The following is an 18,103-nucleotide window of genomic DNA, read 5'->3' as shown; positions in this document are numbered from 1 at the left end:
CTTGCGCTTTTCTAATAAAATATGACAAATTTCCCGGGCAATAGAGGATTAGTGAAAAGTTTGTCGTATTCCTAATACGAGAAAGCTAACAAGTATGACAGCACCAGCCCGGCTTTATCTAAACCCTCTTTGAATGGAGAATTTGCAATGCTTGCTGAGAAACTTCTTTTAAATGTCCTAATTATCCTGCTGCCAATCTTTATTCATAGTGTTCTTTTTGATAATAAAAGGGTTGGGAAATCACCTTACTTATGCGGAGTGCTCCAAAGTATTGCTGTGTTTCTGTCTCTCGCGTTCTCATTTGAGGAAGGCGGTTTGTACTGGGATCTTCGCTACGTGCCAATGGTGCTTGCCTTTTTATATGGAGGCCGGATAGCGGGTGTTATGGTCTTGTTTACTTATCTGGCAACAAGGACATTCATGGGCGGGGATCTTCTGCTCGGCTATGCGAGCGGTTTCCTGGCAGCGCTAATTCCATTCTTGTTCATGAAGAAATTTTGGACGTTTGATGCAAAGAAGAGAATCAGGACAACAGTCCTTGTAGGGTTATGGCCCTCATTTTCAATGCTGCTGATTCTTTTGGCCAATATTTTTCTTAATGACGCAACAGCCGAGGACACAAATCAAATTATGATGAATGTTGGAATTTTTGGCGCAATCCAGGTTTTTGCCGTATGGGTAGCAGCGATTCTGAATGAGTCCTTGATCGAGAAGGATTTAATGAGAAAAGAAATCCTGCGCGCTGAAAAACTGAATACACTGGGTGAACTAGCTGCATCAATAGCGCATGAAATCAGGAATCCATTAACAGTGGTAAAAGGTTTTTTGCAGATGATGCATAAGCAAGAAAAAGGAGATAATTATTACTATTTGAGCCTCGTCCTGACGGAACTCGGGAGGGCGGAATCTATCATTAATGATTATCTGAATTTTGCTAAGCCTCAATTTGAAAAATTGGAGGATGCCGAGCTGGCAGAAATCATTACTGAAGTCACATTGCTTTTAGAGGCATTTGCTGCAAAGGAAGGGGTCCAGGTGAATGTCCAGCTGGAGTGGGGGATCTATGTAAAAACTGACAGGAACCAGCTGAAACAAGCTCTTGTGAACATTATAAAGAACGGTATCGAGGCTACGGATGAGGCGGGGAAGTCAACATCAGCCAGGTCTCGGCCGGGAATGAATCATATATTGTGATTTCAGATACAGGAAAGGGAATGGATAGCGCACAAATCGCCAAACTTGGTACATTATTTTATACAACCAAAAGTAAAGGTACGGGACTTGGAACCTCGGTTTCAATCAAGATCATTGAGACTATGGGCGGTTCGATTTCCTACAAGAGCGAAAGAGGAGTCGGGACAGAAGTAACTATAATCCTGCAGTCATACAAGCAGGAACCATTTGATCATACTGAGCAGCCCCGAAGGAATAATGCAATCTAAATTGTTAGCGAATTAGAAAAAGCGAACCGGATTCCGGTTCGCTTTTAAGTAACTTGCTACTCCACAAGATGTATAAAAAATCATCCATTATAAACTTTGCCGCGGTACAATTTCCACTTGACCATTTTTAAACCTAAACGACACAAGCCCTACCTCTCTTGTATCCTTACGGCTCCGAAGCCGATCCAGTGTGAATAAGTTGATACCTAAAAATAAAAGCAGAACGCCATTAATTGTTTACATAATTATAGTTGTGATTCAAGTTACTTCTTTTTGGCGAAGCTTTATCATTATATGATATTTTTCAGCAGCTGTCAATCGTTTTTACAAATAGTTGAAATCCTTACTGTTTACGCAGATTTTCCTGGGCCATTTTAACGAGCTCGCGAACCATATTTCCTCCAAGTTTCCCGCCGACTCGACCTGCTTCTCGCGTTGAAAGATTTCCGTTATACCCCTTGTTCAATGGGACACCAATCTCCCTGGCCGTTTCGTATTTAGCGTCCTCTGATTTCATTGTTCCCGCTACCTGCGCCTTCAAGTCATCCAATGCCATTCTAGCTTCAGGTACAAGTATTTTATTTCTTCTTGCCATCAGGAATCCCTCCGTATTGTTAAAAAATCAGCTCCTATTAGGAATAGTATTTGATTTATTTATGTAAATTATTTAGGCGTTTATTAATGAATAATGGTTTGCAGCATTAAAAATAAGGGAAATATTAATAGCAATTATTTATCAGCATACTTATCAACAGGAAAATTCATTAATTTTCGAGTACTCCACAGACTTATGCACATTATCCACAAAAAAACCTTTAAAAAACTGTGTGGTTAAAAATCCAATAGTAGTAAGCGATTTTCAGAGTTGTTCACACTATCCACATTAATGTTGATAACTGTGGAAAATATTTATTTTGAACAATTGGTGAAAGCCATTGTGTAACTTAGAAAGAGGGCATATATTAATGGTATCAAAAGTTAGTGAAAATATTCACAATAAAAATCCCGATGCTAACTGTTGATTAATTCTCCCTTCCCCTTAAAAGAGAAAGCAGAATCCATATGGATTCTGCTTTCTCTTTTATTATGGGTTATTTTCGGTATTTTTTTGCACGCCCATCCGCAGCCCTTGATCGAGCCAGCGCTTCAAGATCAGCTTGATCGGCAAGCTCAGGGTTGAATTCAACGTCGATTCCATCTGACTTCATATTCTTGGGAACCTGAGGAAGCGAAGCTTTATTTCGGTCACGTGTTTTATGTCCATGAGAACGACCCATTCGAAAAAACCCCTTTCAGGATAAAAGTACGGAAAAAGAATCATTTCCGTACTTTTATATTTCGCAATAAAAGGGTGCTTAATGCTTATTATCTCTTTCCATTTGTATAGCCTGCTGCTCTGTCTGCCTTCTTGAATTCATGGCTGTATGTAACTTCCTGCATGCTTGATAAAGTGCTCTTAGTCTTATCGCGTTTCTTTTTATCCATTGGTTATCCATCCTTTCAAAATGATTTACTTTACCAGTATTTCCTTGTTGAAAGGGATTTAACAGCATTACTTATCGAAAATTTCTTTAAGTGCATCATCCAGTTCAGGATACCTGAATGTAAAACCTGCACTAATCAGTTTTTCTGGCATTGCACGCTGACCTTCCAACACAAGAATGCTCATTTCTCCCAGCATTATTTTTAGCGCAAAGGAAGGCACTCGCATCCAATGAGGGCGATTAATGACCCTGGATAAGGTTTCTCCGAACTGTTCCATCGTAACCGGTGAAGGGGCTGTGAAATTAACGGGACCATTCACTTTTGGATTCTCGATGCTGAAAATAATCCCGCGTACGACATCCTCTATATGGATCCATGAAAGCCATTGCTTGCCCGAGCCAATCTTTCCTCCAGCAAAAAGTTTATAGGGGAGAACCATCCTCGGCAAAGCACCGCCGTTTTTATCAAGGATGACACCAAAACGGCAAAGTACAGGTCGAACTCCCATGTCATGAACCTGCGAGGCTGAAGCTTCCCATTGATCGACAGTGTCGGCTAGGAAGTCGCTTCCCTTATTGGATTGTTCCGTAAATTCCTTTCTTAGCGAGGTGCCGTAATAGCCTACTGCACTGGCATTGACTAAAACAGAAGGCTTTGTGGGAAGCTCTTCAATAATCCTTTTTACCTCGGATGTTGCCTGCAATCGACTATCGATGATTTTCTTTTTATATTCATCCGTCCATCTGTTATTGATTGTCGCGCCAGCAAGATTGACAATAGCATCAATGCCGTCAAGCTCCTTTTCAGGCTTGTCACCAGAATTAAGCCATTGAACATATTTGGGGTTGATGCTGTGTGATTCACTTGAATTCCGAGTTAATATATACACTTGGTGGCCCGACTGTATCAAATGACTGCTTAACGCTTGGCCGACCAGTCCAGTTCCTCCGGTAATCGCAATTTTCATCAAGATCCTCCTCATAAAAATTCTCTTGTTACTATAGTACTTCTTTTAATATGATAAACCTCCTTTGAATGTGTTAAAGTTTCATTAGAGGTGAAAATCACATGCCAGTGATTACAAAGATTTCTGTACAAAAACATAATAAGGAACGATACAGCATTTTTACCGACAGCGGCAGAGGGGAAGAGTATGCTTCAGCGTTGATGAAGATGTATTGATTAAGCACAACTTGAAAAAAGGATGGAGCTCGATGACTTTTCCGTAACAGAGATGCTTTTCCAGGATGATATCCGCAAAGCCTATAATACGGCAATCAATTATTTAGCTCACCGCATGAGGTCTGAAGCTGAAGTGAGTGACTACCTGTTGAAAAAGGAAGTCGCAGATCCAGTCATAAAAGAAGCAATCCATAAATTATATGAATTCAAATTCCTGAATGACGAGGAGTTTGCTAATGCATTTGTCCGAACCCAGCTTAATACGACGGACAAGGGAGCCGAGGTCATTAAAATGGAATTAAAGAATAAAGGGATATCTCCAGATTTGATCTCTAAGGTAGTAGAAGAGGTTTCGTTCGATGAACAGTTAGAAAAAGCAATTAAGCTTAGTGATAAATATGCGCAGAAGAACAAGAAGGATTCTTCAAGAATCCTTAAACAGAAAATAGAGCAGATGCTTCAGCGTAAAGGATACTCCTTCGCGATCATCCGGGCTGCCCTGGATGAAACACAAGTGGAGAAAGAAGAAGACGATGAGATGGATGCATTAAGGACCAGGGGGATAAGCTGCACAACAAATACAGTAAACTGCCGGAACGTGAATACAGGCAGAAGCTGAAAATGGCGTTGTACCGTAAGGGGTTTCCAATGGAAATGATTGATGAATTCATTTCTGAAAAAGAAAACGAGGAATAAAAAATCATGACATTGTCATGATTTTTTTGATTCGATTACAATTTCGTCTTTTTCAAGATTTTCGATGATGATTTCTGCCACTTCAGCGGGAGATCGAAGTCTTGATTGGTCAGAAACATGGTCGCTTTCTTCCCAGAACGGAGTATTCATGCCTCCCATGTAAGCAGCGACAAAGCGGATTCCCGTTCCTTCATATTCCTTTTGCAAACTCTCTGTGAACCCTCTTACTGCGAACTTGCTGGAGCAGTATACCGCCTCATTCTTTTTCCCGCGCAGTCCTGCGGTCGAAACGATGTTGATGACCAAACCATCATTATTCAACTTCATATAAGGCAGGATGGCTTTCGTCATCTGGATCGTCCCGAAGACGTTAGTCTGGAACATCTCTTCGATTTCTTTATCGGAGATTTCCGAGAATGGACCGAAATAACCGAGACCTGCATTGTTGACGAGCCCGTAAATCTCATATTTTTTGCTGATCAATAAGGCTTTTTCTTTAATATCCTCGAGATTGCGGAGATCGAGTACAAGGTCTGTTGCACTTCCACCTGTTTTTTCGATCTGGGTTTGTACATTTTTTAAATTATCTTCAGTTCTTCCTGTTAGGATCAAATGGTAACCTTGTTTGGCCAAAAGAAGCGATAGCTCCTTCCCAAGGCCGGTACCGGCACCAGTCACAATGATTGCTTTCATGATAGCCTCCTTAAGATAACATGCTATAATTTAGTTATAACTTATATGCTTGAATGATAATAGTAGGTTGCTTCGTGATGGCTAAAACTAGTATTGGAAGAATCCTAAAAACGAAAATGATCCAGGAGTGAATATAGATGGGCAGAGAAAAAAGATACAGCGAGTTATCTGAATATGAATTAAATCAGGAAATTGCCAGTCTCCGTGACAAGGCTAGAAAAGCCGAGCAGATGGGGATGGTCAGTGAGCTTGCCGTATATGAACGAAAAATTGCCATGGCCAAATCATATATGCTGAACCCTGATGATTTCAAGCCGGGAGAAATTTATGGGATCGATGGAGATCCAGGAACTTATTTCAAGATTGATTATATGAATGGAGTGTTTGCCTGGGGGGCGCGTCTAAATGGTGAAGGAAGAGAAGAGGCACTGCCAATTTCCCTTTTGTTGAAATTGGAGCAAAACCAGATTTAAATATCTGGCTTTGCCCATTGGTTTAAAATCTAGCTGTTAAACGAAATTTCTTCTTAATGGTCTTTTATGACCGCTGATGTGTCATCTTCACGGTGAGATGATGCGTACATGCGCTCCTGCGGATGAGTATTGATAGTACCATCAGCTCTTCTTGAAGCATATTCTGCTTTTGCCCGCGGTTCGCCCTCGAGCTTATTGTTGTTCTGATTTGGGAAGTTAGTTACTTTATTTCGCATATTGCCCTCCGTGACGGGTAAAATTACGTGTATGCCAAAAAAGCTGCACGCATTTATAGTATTGGACAAATCCAATCATTCAAAACTACATTAAAAATTGGCAAAGGGTGATCACGATTGCAAGAAACTCATGAGAAGCTGGCAAGCCTGCTGCAAGAAAAGAACAAGGGCATCACCTATGAACAGGCTTTGACATGGGTGGAGCTTTTATGGGGAGACTTTGAGTCAACCTACGCAAAAGCAGGACATGAATATATGGGCAGTGAAATGACCGAAAAAGTGGTCCGCCAATGGATTGAAAATTACGGCGGACAGCTACATGAATTTGTTGCCAGAAACCCGAAGTATAAGCATTTACTGGAACAGGATTCCGATAATGCCGATAAAGACCATTAATGAAAAATCCCCGCATTTGCGGGGATTTTTCCGTTTGTTGTGACTGCAAAGGTAATCCGGTTTTACCCCTCACCAGGAAGAAATTCCAATTTCTTTCGCAGTTTTTCCTCGCTGTATATCCAGCCGGTATACGAGCTGAGAATTTCCAGATCCTTGCTGAGATTCACGACAGCGACGAATGGATAGTGCCCGTTGCTGCGGTAGCGAAGGTCAATGAACCTGACTTCGTAATAGTCATCATATTCATCACATTCCCAGCGGTAGACAGGAGAGAAGGACAGGAACGCTGACAGGTTCTTGTCTTTTTTTGCTGCTTCCAAAACCGGAGTTTCCGGGACAGGTACACGATTGAATTGATCGAGTATCCTCACATGGTGCTTGTGTCCGCGGCCGACAAAGAACTGGTGTTTATTCATCACCGCTACCCGCCAATGATTGAATTTCATTGTTGGGGCGATGATGATTTCTGTAGCATCCGGTACAATATGTTCAACTGCCCGTCGGATTCGAAACTTCATGATAAAGCGATAGATATAGTAGAACACCAGGATCGCATAGATCGTTAAAAATGTATATCCAGGGTGATATCCAAATGCCCAGAGGAACAAACCGACGACATGAATCGCAAAAATAATCGGGTCAAATGTATTGATAACCCCCAACGCGACCCATTTTGACGAAAAAGGACGCAATGCCTGTGTCCCATATGCGTTGAAAATGTCGACAAAAACATGAAGGAAAACAGCAATAAATGTCCAAATCCATAAATGCAGCAAATTTGCTTCTGGGTAGAAAAAATGGATTGTCCCAGAAATAAGCAGCGGCCACAGGAGGACTGCTGGAATCGAATGGGTAATGCCACGGTGATTCCGTATATAGACAGCATTATTCCTCAATTTCAATACAGTATCGATATCAGGGATTTGCGAGCCGACAAGTGTAGCAATCAGCACGCTTGAGGCAGTGGCGGTGCTTCCGCTGACAGCAGGATCTAGCGTAGCTAACCCGCCAAGAGCGAATCCCATCACAACATGGGTTCCAGTATCCATGGGAACATCCTCCTTTTTAAAAGATTTCTGTTACTCATAACCAACGTTTGGCAGGTAAAAGTCCTTGTCACAATACGAAGAATAGTTTACGTTTAAAGGGCTGTTTCAATCAGCCCTTCAAGAAAAGGAGCTGGAAAAATTGATTCAGATGATCGTACAGTATGAAGTAAAACAAAATCTGCTTAGCCAATACCGCGAGACAATCGATAAAATCTCTACAATGCTTCCTGATTTTGAGGCTGATATGTTTTCATGGAGCCAGTCAGAAGAGCGTAATATTTTCGTTGAAACATTCTATGTCCCGACTGAAGCCCATTACCATGCTTTGAAAAAAATGCGGCTTTCCCGGAACCACTCAGTTTTTGGAATCCTTGAAGATTTTGTTCCGGGTGGATTGGAACGAATAGGCTTCATGGCGATTAAGCAGAAGCGTTAATATTATATTCCCAAATTTCCGGAAAGTTTAACACCTGGAGGAACGAAAGTGGCAACTGACATCAAGAAATGTATAGATAAAATGGATATAATATCCTTTCAGGATGACTTGATAGGATGGTTTGTAAGTGAGCAACGAGAACTGCCATGGAGAAAGGACCAGGATCCTTACAAAGTGTGGGTATCAGAAATCATGCTCCAACAAACTAGAGTAGATACTGTCATCCCTTATTTTAATCGATTTTTGGAAAATTTCCCAACGTTAGAGGCGCTAGCTGACGCTGATGAAGAAAAAGTCCTTAAAGCATGGGAAGGACTTGGTTATTATTCCCGTGTCCTTAATTTACAATCCGCTGTGAAAGAAGTAAATGAAAGATACGGCGGCAGAGTCCAGATTCTCCGAAAGAGATTTCAGCTTTAAAAGGTGTTGGACCATACACTGCCGGAGCAATCCTGAGCATTGCCTATGGAAAACCTGAGCCTGCGGTCGATGGAAATGTCATGAGGGTATTATCACGTATCTTGTTGATTAGGGAGGACATTGCCCGACCAGCGTCCCGTAAAATTTTTGAAGCGGGAGTCAGGGAGCTAATATCGCACGAAAACCCCTCCTATTTCAATCAAGCGGTAATGGAGCTTGGAGCCCTAATCTGCACCCCGACCTCTCCTTCCTGCCTGCTTTGCCCGGTCAGGGAACACTGTCAGGCATTCCATGAAGGAGTGCAAAATGAACTGCCTGTAAAAACAAAAAAGAAAAAACAGAAAAATGTACAGCTTGCTGCCGGGATTTTCAGTGATGGTAAAGGAAGGATCCTAATACGGAAAAGGCCTGGAACCGGCTTGCTGGCAAACTTGTGGGAGTTTCCGACTGTTGAGCTGAGCCTCGACTTCCAGAGACAAAGAGATCAGCTGGCTGAGCATTTTGAAGAGAACTATGGTTTAATACCGAAGTTAGGTGATTCCATAGGCGAAATCGGCCATGTATTTTCGCATTTGGTATGGAACATACAGGTATTCAGCGGACAATTTACGGGCGAAATCATCGAGACTCCACAGCTCAAATTGGTAACAGAGAAGGAAATCCAGGAATTCGCATTTCCGGTACCTTACCAAAAAATGCTGAAGCAGTATCTGGAATATAAAAAGGCTGACTAACCATCGGAGTTAGCAGCCTTTTCCATATCAGTCGTAGCTAACTTTCGTCCCGTGCGTATAATCGGCTTCGCCGCGGTTCAAACCGCCCCGGCTTTCGATTTCTTCAACGATTTCTCTGTGGATCGTCTGGCCTTCAGCATTCAAATAAGGGACCATTTGCTGGAGAGAATGATGGAAAAAAGCAAGCTCGCTATCCTTCCAATCAGTTTTGGGCATCATCGATAATTCAGTCATATCACGGCCTACATACATGGGAATCATCCTTTCGTAAGAGTGTCGGTCTTAAGAATAGTGTTTTCAGTACGGGAGTTTTTATCACAGCATAAAAAACGGAACAAGAAATCGATCCTTATTGTCATATATACCTGAACAGGCTAAAATGAAACAAAATTAAGGTTCTGCTTTTCTTAGCAAGAACTGGAAAGAAAGGGTTTTTTACATGACACAAAAAGTTGCACTTATTACCGGAAGCAGCCGGGGAATCGGGAAAGCGGCAGCCATCAGGCTCGCAAAAGAAGGGTATGACATCGTTGTCAATTATGCCCGAAGCAAAAAGGCAGCCCAGGAAACAGCAGATGAAATCGAAGCACTTGGCAGGAAGGTCCTTGTGGTTAAGGCAAATGTCGGCGATGTCAGCAAAATCAAAGCAATGTTCGAACAAATCGAAGCGGAATTCGGAAGGCTCGATATCTTCGTTAACAATGCAGCATCAGGCGTGCTGCGACCGGCGATGGAGCTTGAGGAATCACATTGGGATTGGACGATGAACATCAATAGTAAAGCGCTATTGTTCTGTGCCCAGGAAGCGGCGAAATTGATGGAAAGGAATGGCGGCGGTAAAATTGTCAGCATCAGTTCAATAGGTTCGATTCGATACTTGGAGAACTATACAACCGTAGGGGTTTCCAAGGCGGCACTGGAAGCATTGACACGTTATCTTGCTGTTGAGCTTGCCCGGAAAAATATCGTAGTCAACGCAGTATCAGGCGGAGCGGTCGATACAGAGGCACTTACTCACTTCCCTAATAGAGAGGAACTGCTTGCAGAGGCTAGAGAGAAAACCCCTGCTGGAAGAATGGTCGAAATCGACGACATGATCAACGCCATCATGTTCCTGCTGAAGGATGAATCCACCATGATCCGCGGTCAGACAATCATCGTCGATGGGGGAATTTCTTTGTTGGTATAAGATGAATCCAACTGGATGAATTTGGTATAAAAAAGTCGGATAGCACTTTCCGCGGATGGTTAATCTATTATTCGTGGAGGTGATAAACGATGGCAAAACAACCTAATCAATCTCAAGCTGGAACTAACATTCAGCAGGTGAGACAACAAAACGCTCAATCTGCTAAAGGCGGACAATACGGCACTGAATTCGCGAGCGAAACAAACGCTCAAGAAGTACGTCAGCAAAACCAGCAGCTGAAGCTCGCAAAGGCCAAAACTCTGGACAACAGCGCTAAAATCACCTTAATGGAAGGCACTCTAATTCGCAGAGTGCCTTTTTCCATTGATTAAATTTGATGGGATTCAAAGTCAACTCTCAGTTCGCGACCGTAGCGGGACCATTGAAAAGGAAACGCAAAACGAATTTCAGCGCATAAATGAGACAGGCAGGTTAATGAGAGGTAATGCAAAATCAAGTTACTCCATTCGACAAAGGTTCCAATTCCTCTACATAACTAGTCAAAGGATTTTCACCCTCACCCAAGAATACATTTAAAATAAAAGATAAATTATACAGGCGGTGGAAATGCATGGATAAATTTAACGAATTGGTTTCTACACAAATGCAAACGATGGAAAAGCTTTTATATCTGCAGTCTGAATTGGAAAGATGCCAGGAGATTGAAAAGCAGCTGGATGTCCTTAAGCAAAGTGCTGAATTAGAAGATCTGCGTATCGAAATTGACCGAAAAAAGCAGGACCTGAAGGAAATCTACCAGATGTTTGAAAAGCAGACAGAGGAAGTCATCCATACATATCAACAGCTTGCCGTTAGTTTTCGTTAAGAGTGGTTTCTGCAAACCATTGAAATAAAAATAAGTGAATTTTTAAAAAAATTAAGCGAATTTATTGAGCTATCGAGGAAATCGGTGGCTCTTTTGTTTTAAATTCTCTCGTTAACCGTTATAATAATAAAAAATAGGAATCGTTCTTTGTTGCCTTTTGTCTTTTGAAGAATTTAGATAAATATACATTAAATAGGTTGCAAAGTTTCCGGGAAAGGAAAGTAGGGGAGAAGAACATGGGCGTACCCACAGAAGGTGAACCGATCCAAATCCACAGTTATAAGCATAATGGGCACATCCATCGAGTCTGGGAAGAAACTACCGTCTTAAAAGGAACGCAAAATCTAGTGATTGGCGGGAATGATAGGACAGTCGTAACTGAGTCAGACGGCAGAACTTGGATGACGAGAGAGCCTGCAATCTGTTACTTTCACTCTCAGCTATGGTTCAACGTTATAGGCATGATTCGGGAAGATGGCGTGTATTACTACTGCAATATTAGTTCTCCATTTATATTTGATGGAGAAGCGCTGAAATATATTGACTATGATCTCGATATTAAAGTTTTTCCTGATATGACGTTTAATCTGCTCGATGAGGATGAATATGAACGCCATCGAAAAGAAATGCAATACCCTGATGTGATCGATAAGATATTGAAATACAATGTTGAAAAGCTTAAACGCTGGATCAGGCAGAGGAAGGGTCCATTTGCGCCTGATTTCATCGACATTTATTATGAACGGTATTTAACATATCGCCGTTAACCATACAGGGTAGACAAGCTTGAGCCTGTTGATTTGATTCAACAGGTTTTTGTTTCGTCAACAGCAAGGCAAGGCAAGGCAAGGTAAGGTAAGGTAAGGTAAGGTAAGGTAAGGTAAGGTAAGGTAAGGTAAGGTAAGGTAAGGTAAGGTAAGGCTCCATAGGAGGGAACCATAATTGGGCAGCATCCGCAGATACTTAAAATTCGTCAAACCATATAGGCTGCAAATCATTGGAACAATCATCATCGGCATCCTTAAATTTGCGATTCCACTGTTAATTCCACTTTTAATCAAATTTGTCCTGGATGATGTCATCGGAAATGAAACACTGGACAAGGATGAAAAAATAGACAAGTTGCTTTGGGTAATGGGCGTCATGATTGTTGTTTTTGTCGTGCTCAGGCCGCCAATTGAATACTATCGTCAATACTTTGCGCAGTGGACAGCGAGCAAGATTCTTTATGACTTAAGAGACAGACTGTTTACCCATATGCAGAGACTCAGCTATAAATATTATTCCAATACAAGGGCTGGAGAGGTCATCTCAAGGATGATCAATGATGTCGAGCAAACAAAGACATTCGTTGTGTCTGGACTGATGAATCTATGGCTTGATATTGCTACGATTGTGATAGCAGCTGCTATCATGTTCTTGATGGATGTCAAGCTTACGTTTGTCTCATTGATCCTGTTTCCTTTTTACGCTTTTTCGGTGAAATTTTTCTTCGGGAATCTTCGGAAGCTTACGAGAGAACGGTCACAGGCACTCGCGGGGGTACAAAGCTATTTGCATGAGAGAGTGGCTGGAATCTCAGTCATCAAAAGCTTTGCGATTGAGGATTATGAACAGACACAATTTGACCAGCAGAATAAAAACTTTTTAACAAAAGCGCTTGATCACACAAGATGGAACGCAAAAGCATTTGCGGTAGTCAATACGATTACTGATATAGCACCATTGCTTGTTATTGGCTTTTCCGGTTACCAGGTCCTTCAAGGGAATCTTACCATCGGGGAAATGGCCGCTTTCATTGCGTATATCGACAGGCTTTATAACCCACTGCGCAGGCTGGTGAATTCATCGACCACGTTGACTCAGGCGATTGCTTCAATGGACCGCGTTTTCGAATTCATGGATGAAAAATACGATATCAAGGATTCTCCTGATGCAATTGAACTGAAAAAAGTGAACGGGGATATTTCTTTTAGAAATGTAAGTTTCTCTTATGAGGAAGACGGAGAGACGGTACTTAAGAATTTGAATATAGAGGTTGAAAAGGGAGAAACTATTGCTCTGGTCGGAATGAGCGGTGGCGGAAAATCTTCGTTTGTCAGCCTGATACCAAGATTCTTTGATGTTACCGATGGCGAAATCCTCCTTGATGGGAAGGATATCCGTTCGTTCAAGGTCCGTTCCCTGCGAGATAAAATCGGCATGGTTGCGCAGGATAATATTTTGTTCAGTGAATCGGTCAAATCGAATATCCTGTTAGGCAGGCCAGGTGCCAGTGATGAGGAAGTCTTTCAAGCGGCCAAGGCAGCAAATGCTCACGATTTTATTATGAATCTGCCAGAAGGCTATGATACAAAAGTCGGTGAAAGGGGAGTCAAGCTTTCCGGGGGCCAAAAACAGCGTGTTGCCATCGCGCGAGTGTTCCTGAAGAATCCGCCTATTCTAATTCTTGATGAAGCAACATCAGCGCTCGATCTTGAGAGTGAGCATCTTATTCAGGAAGCGATAGAAAAATTGGCAAAAGACAGGACAACATTCGTTGTTGCCCACCGTTTATCCACGATTACACATGCAGACAGGATTGTCCTGATTGAGCACGGAGAAATCATCGAGGACGGCAGCCATGATGAATTGATGGCAAAGCAGGGGGGCTATCATAGACTCTTCCAGGTCCAACAGCTTGAAAGTTAAATAATCCACAAGAAACCGAGGCATTGCGCTTCGGTTTTTTTTGTCTTTCGCTCCTAACCGATTCCTGGATAATTTCCAGAATCTTTTTATAAACAAAAATTTATCCCAAGAAAATCTTCATATTTCTAAAGTGTCATAATTTATCAGCTTTTGACATACAAATAGTACCAAATGCCTAAAATGATTCTAAATTATTATTATATTTAAATAATTAAGAAAAATAAGTGGACTATCTTGGTGCATTTAATATAAAATGTTTTACACAGACATAAGTAATTTTTATTCAACAATAATATTTCGGTAATAGAAAGGAGTAGAAAAGTGGTACATGCTCCGGTTTTAGATGTGAAGAATTTAAAGACATCATTTATCACAAAAGATGGTGAGGTCCCTGCAGTAGATGATGTCAGCTTTTCGGTTAACAAAGGAGAGATCCTCGGGATAGTCGGAGAATCGGGCAGCGGAAAAAGCGTAACTTCCTTATCAATCATGAAGCTGATCCCCCAGCCTCCGGGAATAATTGCTGGCGGGGAAATCCTTCTCAATGGTGAAGACCTGGTACACGCTTCGGAAAGAAGAATGCGAGAAATCCGGGGAAATGATGTCGCGATGATTTTCCAGGAACCGATGACCTCGTTGAATCCATTATTTACGATAGGTGAACAGCTGGTTGAGGCTTTGAAAATACATAAGAAGCTGGGCAAAAAAGCTGCTTATCAGCAGGCAGTGGAGATGCTTAAGCTTGTCGGGCTGCCAAGAGCAGAACAAATCGTCAAGGAATATCCTCATCAGCTTTCCGGTGGGATGCGGCAGAGGGTCATGATTGCAATGGCACTGAGCTGCCACCCGCGCGTACTGATTGCTGATGAACCGACAACGGCGCTTGATGTGACCATCCAGGCGCAAATTCTGGCGTTGATGAAGGATCTCAACGTAAAGCTTGATACGGCGATTATCATGATCACCCATGACCTTGGAGTTGTCGCAGAGGTTTGCCAGCGTGTCGTTGTTATGTATGCAGGGAAAATCGTCGAGGAAGGGCTTGTAGAGGATATCTTTAAAAACCCGAAGCACCCTTATACTCTTGGATTACTTAAATCGATTCCTGATATCAGGGACAAACAGGAGCGCTTATACTCTATTCCCGGTAACGTGCCCAAGCCAGGTTCCATTAAGGTTGGCTGCAGGTTCGCGGCAAGATGCGAATTTGTCATGGACAGATGCCTGAGCGAAGATCCTGAACTTTATGAAACTGGCAGGCCAGGCCATACTGTACGCTGCCTGCTGCATCAGAAGGAGGGAGCAGCCAATGACAGAAGTACTGTTAAAAGTTGATGGATTGAAAAAATATTTCCCAGTTACTGGCGGTATCCTTGGAAAACAGACTGGTGCTGTGAAAGCTGTCGATGATATCAGCTTTTGGGTGAACAAGGGTGAAACACTTGGACTTGTTGGCGAGTCAGGTTGCGGCAAATCAACTACAGGAAGAATGCTGATGCGCCTGACCGACCTACAGAAGGGAAAGTCATTTTTGAAGGAAAGGATCTTGTCACTCTCTCGGACAACGATATGCGCAAGGCGCGAAAGGATATGCAAATGGTCTTTCAGGATCCATTTGCATCACTGAATCCTCGGCATACAGTCGAGAAAATCTTGGAGGAACCCCTGATTGTCCATGGGATCGGGACAAAGAAGGAACGCAAGCAGATGGTCCAGGAAATGCTTGAGGTAGTCGGCCTCAGCAGCTACCATGCCAAAAGGTATCCACACCAGTTCAGCGGCGGACAGCGCCAGCGGATTGGGATTGCTCGTGCGTTAATGACAAGGCCTAAGCTGATTATAGCCGATGAACCTGTATCTGCACTTGATGTTTCCATTCAATCACAAGTTTTGAATCTTCTGGAGGACCTGCAAAAGGAATTCCAATTGACTTATATATTCATAGCCCATGACCTTGGTGTTGTAAGGCATATCAGTGACAGAGTTGGAGTCATGTATTTAGGCAGGCTCGTAGAGATCACCGAAGCCGATAAGTTGTATGAAAACCCCCTCCATCCGTATACGAGGGCTTTGCTTTCAGCGGTACCGATACCGGATCCTGATGTGAAAAGGGTACAGGAGCTGCTGACAGGGGATATTCCAAGCCCGGAGAATCCGCCACAGGGATGTGCCTTCCATACAAGGTGCAAGGAATGTATGGATATCTGCAAGACTGATAGACCTGTATTGAAGGAAATTGAACCTGGTCATTTTGCTGCCTGCCACCTTTATTAATCTGGAACGGAATTTTTATTCCAGATAGTAATGTGTGCAGGTAAACAGCATAGATGATAGATATTATGGACTGGATATATAAAACCGGTCCGAAAAAACAAGGGGGAAGAATATGAAAAGGCGTTTTGGATTAATGTTTTTTGCTTTTATCCTTATCCTTAGCCTTGGGCTTGCCGGCTGTAATAATGAATCCGGCGGAAAGAAAACGGGCGGGGAGTCTGGTTCTGACGGCGATTCATCGTCTGGAGGAACTCTTGTATTTGGCCGCGGCGGTGATTCAACATCACTAGACCCAGCAGTAACGACTGAAGGTGAAGCTTTCAAAGTAACAAAGAACATCTACGAAACTCTCATCGAATTTGGTGAGCAGGATACAGAAATCCACCGGGCCTTGCTGAAAGCTGGGAAGAGTCTGAAGGTGGTTTGAAGCATACACTTAAACTTCGAAAAGGTGTTAAATTCCATGACGGCACTGATTTCAATGCTGAAGCTGTAGTCTTCAATTTCGAGCGCTGGAAAGCCGGAAATAAAGAACAATTTTACTACTATAACTCACAATTTGGTGACGTAATTAAGGAAGTTAAGGCAGTAGATGAACATACAGTTGAATTCACATTGAACCGAATTCTAGCTCCATTCTACAAAAACCTTGCAATGTCTCCATTCGGTATCGCGAGCCCTGCTGCAATCGAGAAGCATGGTGATAAATTCATCGAAAATCCAGTAGGTACTGGACCATTCAAATTCAAAGAATGGAAGCGTAATGACAGGGTAACTCTTGTGAAAAACGAAGATTACTGGGAAGAAGGGCTGCCGAAGCTTGATGAAGTTATCTTCCGCGTCATTCCTGAAAACTCTGCACGTCTGAATGCATTGAACACTGGTGAAGTTGACATTATCGATGGAGTGAACTTCAGTGATGTTAAAGCTATTGAAGGCAATGCAGACCTGCAAACCTTCTACCGTCCTTCTCTGAACGTTGCTTACCTGGGATTGAATAACGAGCGCGGCCCAATGAAAGACAAAAAGGTTCGCCAGGCATTGAACTACGCGGTCAATAAGCAAGCGCTCATCGATGCTTTCTATGCTGGAGCTGCTGAGCCTGCGAAAAACCCAATGCCGAAATCGGTAGCTGGCTACAACGATGATGTGGAAGCTTATGAATATGATCCAGAGAAAGCAAAGGAACTTCTTAAGGAAGCTGGATATGAAGATGGTTTTGAAATGGAACTATGGGCAATGCCAGTTGCAAGACCTTATATGCCAGACGGAAAGAAAGTTGCTGAAGCACTTCAGAAAGACTTTGCTGAAGTAGGTGTAAAAGCAAAGATTGTTTCTTACGAGTGGGCAACATATCTTGAAAAAGCACGTACTGGTGAAGCGGACACATTCCTTCTAGGCTGGACTGGTGACAATGGTGACGCTGATAACTTCCTGTATGTCCTTTTAGACCAGGATAACATCGACAGCAATAACTACGCACGCTACGCTAATCAGGAAGTGCATGACTTGTTCATCAAGGCTCAGTCTACAAATGACCAGGCTGAACGTGAAAAATTGTATAAAGAAGCTCAATTGTTAATCAAGGAAGATGCTCCTTGGATTCCACTTGTCCACTCTGAGCCGGCCTTGCGGGAAGAGCAGACGTTACTGGTTTCAAGGCACATCCAACAGGATCTGACCTGCTTGCTACGGTTGAATTCAAAAAATAATGCATCAGGAAAAGGGAGAACATATGCATTCTCCCTTTTCTGTTGAAAAGATAAAATTAATAAATTTGTGTAATGTCTAGCTCCAGCGCCTAGCTCCTCGAGCAGCTTCAGTCCGCCCAATGAAGTCAAAGAACGACTTCACCGGTCGGGCTTCTGAGGCACAGGAAGT

Annotated in this window: 22 protein-coding genes and 4 pseudogenes; 18 read left to right on the top strand and 8 right to left on the bottom strand. The window is 42.6% G+C overall.

Annotated elements, in window-relative coordinates; all coding sequences use genetic code 11:
- Nucleotides 1–147 precede the first annotated feature (147 nt).
- Nucleotides 148–1,194 (top strand): histidine kinase dimerization/phospho-acceptor domain-containing protein, encoded by a 1,047-nt coding sequence (locus JCM21738_RS12990; RefSeq protein WP_052019702.1) that lies wholly within the window; start codon nucleotides 148–150, stop codon nucleotides 1,192–1,194.
- On the top strand, nucleotides 1,191–1,442 hold the full coding sequence (locus JCM21738_RS22520) for an ATP-binding protein (RefSeq protein WP_052019700.1): 252 nt from the start codon (nucleotides 1,191–1,193) through the stop codon (nucleotides 1,440–1,442). Before JCM21738_RS12990 ends, JCM21738_RS22520 begins: the two co-directional genes overlap by 4 nt.
- A 343-nt stretch (nucleotides 1,443–1,785) precedes the next feature.
- Here JCM21738_RS22520 and JCM21738_RS12985 read toward each other — a convergent pair whose 3' ends face one another.
- The 4 genes from JCM21738_RS12985 to JCM21738_RS12975 form a co-directional block, all read right to left on the bottom strand.
- Nucleotides 1,786–2,037 carry an alpha/beta-type small acid-soluble spore protein gene (locus JCM21738_RS12985; RefSeq protein WP_023625570.1) on the bottom strand — a complete coding sequence of 84 codons (252 nt, stop codon included), beginning with the start codon at nucleotides 2,035–2,037 and terminating at the stop codon, nucleotides 1,786–1,788.
- A 496-nt stretch (nucleotides 2,038–2,533) separates the two neighbouring features.
- Nucleotides 2,534–2,719, bottom strand: a complete 186-nt coding sequence (locus JCM21738_RS12980; protein ID WP_023625569.1) for a YfhD family protein — start codon at nucleotides 2,717–2,719, stop codon at nucleotides 2,534–2,536.
- A gap of 88 nt (nucleotides 2,720–2,807) precedes the next feature.
- Nucleotides 2,808–2,927, bottom strand: coding sequence for a YfhE family protein (locus JCM21738_RS23370; RefSeq protein ID WP_023625568.1), 120 nt, complete (start codon nucleotides 2,925–2,927; stop codon nucleotides 2,808–2,810).
- 67 nt (nucleotides 2,928–2,994) lie between these two features.
- Entirely contained in the window at nucleotides 2,995–3,894 is a 900-nt protein-coding gene (locus JCM21738_RS12975; protein WP_023625567.1) for a TIGR01777 family oxidoreductase, read from the bottom strand.
- Between the two features lie 101 nt (nucleotides 3,895–3,995).
- On the opposite strand from JCM21738_RS12975, the gene JCM21738_RS27895 reads away from it, so the two are divergent.
- Genes JCM21738_RS27895 through JCM21738_RS27730 form a run of 3 tightly spaced genes read left to right on the top strand, consistent with a single transcriptional unit; the run spans nucleotide 3,996 to nucleotide 4,805 of the window.
- Nucleotides 3,996–4,109 carry a hypothetical protein gene (locus JCM21738_RS27895; protein WP_500778552.1) on the top strand — a complete coding sequence of 38 codons (114 nt, stop codon included), beginning with the start codon at nucleotides 3,996–3,998 and terminating at the stop codon, nucleotides 4,107–4,109.
- A gap of 22 nt (nucleotides 4,110–4,131) precedes the next feature.
- A complete protein-coding gene (locus tag JCM21738_RS12970) occupies nucleotides 4,132–4,728 on the top strand; it encodes a RecX family transcriptional regulator (protein ID WP_369385734.1) in 597 nt (198 codons plus the stop codon).
- Nucleotides 4,677–4,805, top strand: coding sequence for a hypothetical protein (locus JCM21738_RS27730; protein WP_439646000.1), 129 nt, complete (start codon nucleotides 4,677–4,679; stop codon nucleotides 4,803–4,805). Before JCM21738_RS12970 ends, JCM21738_RS27730 begins: the two co-directional genes overlap by 52 nt.
- A 15-nt stretch (nucleotides 4,806–4,820) precedes the next feature.
- On the opposite strand, the gene JCM21738_RS12965 is transcribed toward JCM21738_RS27730, so the two are convergent.
- A complete protein-coding gene (locus tag JCM21738_RS12965; protein WP_023625565.1) occupies nucleotides 4,821–5,498 on the bottom strand; it encodes an SDR family NAD(P)-dependent oxidoreductase in 678 nt (225 codons plus the stop codon).
- Between the two features lie 137 nt (nucleotides 5,499–5,635).
- Between JCM21738_RS12965 and JCM21738_RS12960 the strand changes: the two genes are divergently transcribed.
- On the top strand, nucleotides 5,636–5,971 hold the full coding sequence (locus JCM21738_RS12960; protein WP_023625564.1) for a YfhH family protein: 336 nt from the start codon (nucleotides 5,636–5,638) through the stop codon (nucleotides 5,969–5,971).
- Between the two features lie 53 nt (nucleotides 5,972–6,024).
- Here the strand turns inward: JCM21738_RS12960 and JCM21738_RS12955 are convergent, their stop codons facing one another.
- Complete coding sequence (locus JCM21738_RS12955) at nucleotides 6,025–6,207, bottom strand: small, acid-soluble spore protein K (RefSeq protein WP_023625563.1); 183 nt, start codon at nucleotides 6,205–6,207, stop codon at nucleotides 6,025–6,027.
- A 117-nt stretch (nucleotides 6,208–6,324) separates the two neighbouring features.
- Between JCM21738_RS12955 and JCM21738_RS12950 the strand changes: the two genes are divergently transcribed.
- Complete coding sequence (locus tag JCM21738_RS12950; protein ID WP_023625562.1) at nucleotides 6,325–6,603, top strand: YfhJ family protein; 279 nt, start codon at nucleotides 6,325–6,327, stop codon at nucleotides 6,601–6,603.
- Nucleotides 6,604–6,665: 62 nt separating this feature from the next.
- Here the strand turns inward: JCM21738_RS12950 and JCM21738_RS12945 are convergent, their stop codons facing one another.
- On the bottom strand, nucleotides 6,666–7,652 hold the full coding sequence (locus JCM21738_RS12945) for a metal-dependent hydrolase (protein WP_023625561.1): 987 nt from the start codon (nucleotides 7,650–7,652) through the stop codon (nucleotides 6,666–6,668).
- A gap of 139 nt (nucleotides 7,653–7,791) precedes the next feature.
- On the opposite strand from JCM21738_RS12945, the gene JCM21738_RS12940 reads away from it, so the two are divergent.
- Together JCM21738_RS12940 and mutY are read left to right on the top strand one after the other, a co-directional pair.
- Complete coding sequence (locus JCM21738_RS12940) at nucleotides 7,792–8,088, top strand: hypothetical protein (protein WP_023625560.1); 297 nt, start codon at nucleotides 7,792–7,794, stop codon at nucleotides 8,086–8,088.
- An 81-nt stretch (nucleotides 8,089–8,169) separates the two neighbouring features.
- Nucleotides 8,170–9,242 (top strand): annotated as a pseudogene (gene mutY / locus JCM21738_RS12935) (A/G-specific adenine glycosylase).
- A 27-nt stretch (nucleotides 9,243–9,269) separates the two neighbouring features.
- Here mutY and yfhS read toward each other — a convergent pair.
- Nucleotides 9,270–9,494 carry a mother cell protein YfhS gene (gene yfhS, locus JCM21738_RS12930; protein WP_023625558.1) on the bottom strand — a complete coding sequence of 75 codons (225 nt, stop codon included), beginning with the start codon at nucleotides 9,492–9,494 and terminating at the stop codon, nucleotides 9,270–9,272.
- A 187-nt stretch (nucleotides 9,495–9,681) separates the two neighbouring features.
- Here yfhS and fabL point away from each other — a divergent pair, with 187 nt between their 5' ends.
- From fabL to JCM21738_RS12890, 9 genes and pseudogenes are all read left to right on the top strand, one after another.
- Complete coding sequence (fabL, locus tag JCM21738_RS12925) at nucleotides 9,682–10,431, top strand: enoyl-[acyl-carrier-protein] reductase FabL (RefSeq protein ID WP_023625557.1); 750 nt, start codon at nucleotides 9,682–9,684, stop codon at nucleotides 10,429–10,431.
- Nucleotides 10,432–10,520: 89 nt separating this feature from the next.
- Nucleotides 10,521–10,708: pseudogene (locus JCM21738_RS12920) on the top strand (gamma-type small acid-soluble spore protein).
- A gap of 294 nt (nucleotides 10,709–11,002) precedes the next feature.
- Nucleotides 11,003–11,257 carry a YgaB family protein gene (locus tag JCM21738_RS12915; protein ID WP_023625555.1) on the top strand — a complete coding sequence of 85 codons (255 nt, stop codon included), beginning with the start codon at nucleotides 11,003–11,005 and terminating at the stop codon, nucleotides 11,255–11,257.
- Nucleotides 11,258–11,493: 236 nt separating this feature from the next.
- Nucleotides 11,494–12,024 carry a nucleoside tri-diphosphate phosphatase gene (gene ntdP / locus JCM21738_RS12910; protein ID WP_023625554.1) on the top strand — a complete coding sequence of 177 codons (531 nt, stop codon included), beginning with the start codon at nucleotides 11,494–11,496 and terminating at the stop codon, nucleotides 12,022–12,024.
- 175 nt (nucleotides 12,025–12,199) lie between these two features.
- On the top strand, nucleotides 12,200–13,948 hold the full coding sequence (locus tag JCM21738_RS12905; protein ID WP_023625553.1) for an ABC transporter ATP-binding protein: 1,749 nt from the start codon (nucleotides 12,200–12,202) through the stop codon (nucleotides 13,946–13,948).
- Nucleotides 13,949–14,269: 321 nt separating this feature from the next.
- Nucleotides 14,270–15,283, top strand: a complete 1,014-nt coding sequence (locus JCM21738_RS12900; RefSeq protein WP_023625552.1) for an ABC transporter ATP-binding protein — start codon at nucleotides 14,270–14,272, stop codon at nucleotides 15,281–15,283.
- Nucleotides 15,195–15,745, top strand: a pseudogene (locus JCM21738_RS27370) (ATP-binding cassette domain-containing protein); the annotation flags it as partial. The gene JCM21738_RS12900 and the pseudogene JCM21738_RS27370, both read left to right, overlap by 89 nt.
- A gap of 21 nt (nucleotides 15,746–15,766) precedes the next feature.
- The gene (locus tag JCM21738_RS27365) at nucleotides 15,767–16,222 is read left to right on the top strand and encodes an oligopeptide/dipeptide ABC transporter ATP-binding protein (RefSeq protein ID WP_369385735.1); all 456 of its coding nucleotides are present in this window, start codon (nucleotides 15,767–15,769) and stop codon (nucleotides 16,220–16,222) included.
- Between the two features lie 112 nt (nucleotides 16,223–16,334).
- Nucleotides 16,335–17,934: pseudogene (locus JCM21738_RS12890) on the top strand (ABC transporter substrate-binding protein).
- The last annotated feature ends 169 nt before the right edge of the window (nucleotides 17,935–18,103 follow it).

Origin of the sequence: Mesobacillus boroniphilus JCM 21738, from assembly GCF_000517385.1 — a bacterium.
Classification (GTDB): domain Bacteria; phylum Bacillota; class Bacilli; order Bacillales; family Cytobacillaceae; genus Mesobacillus; species Mesobacillus boroniphilus.
Note: the sequence above shows the minus strand (reverse complement) of the source record. Positions and strands in the feature narration are given on the sequence as shown.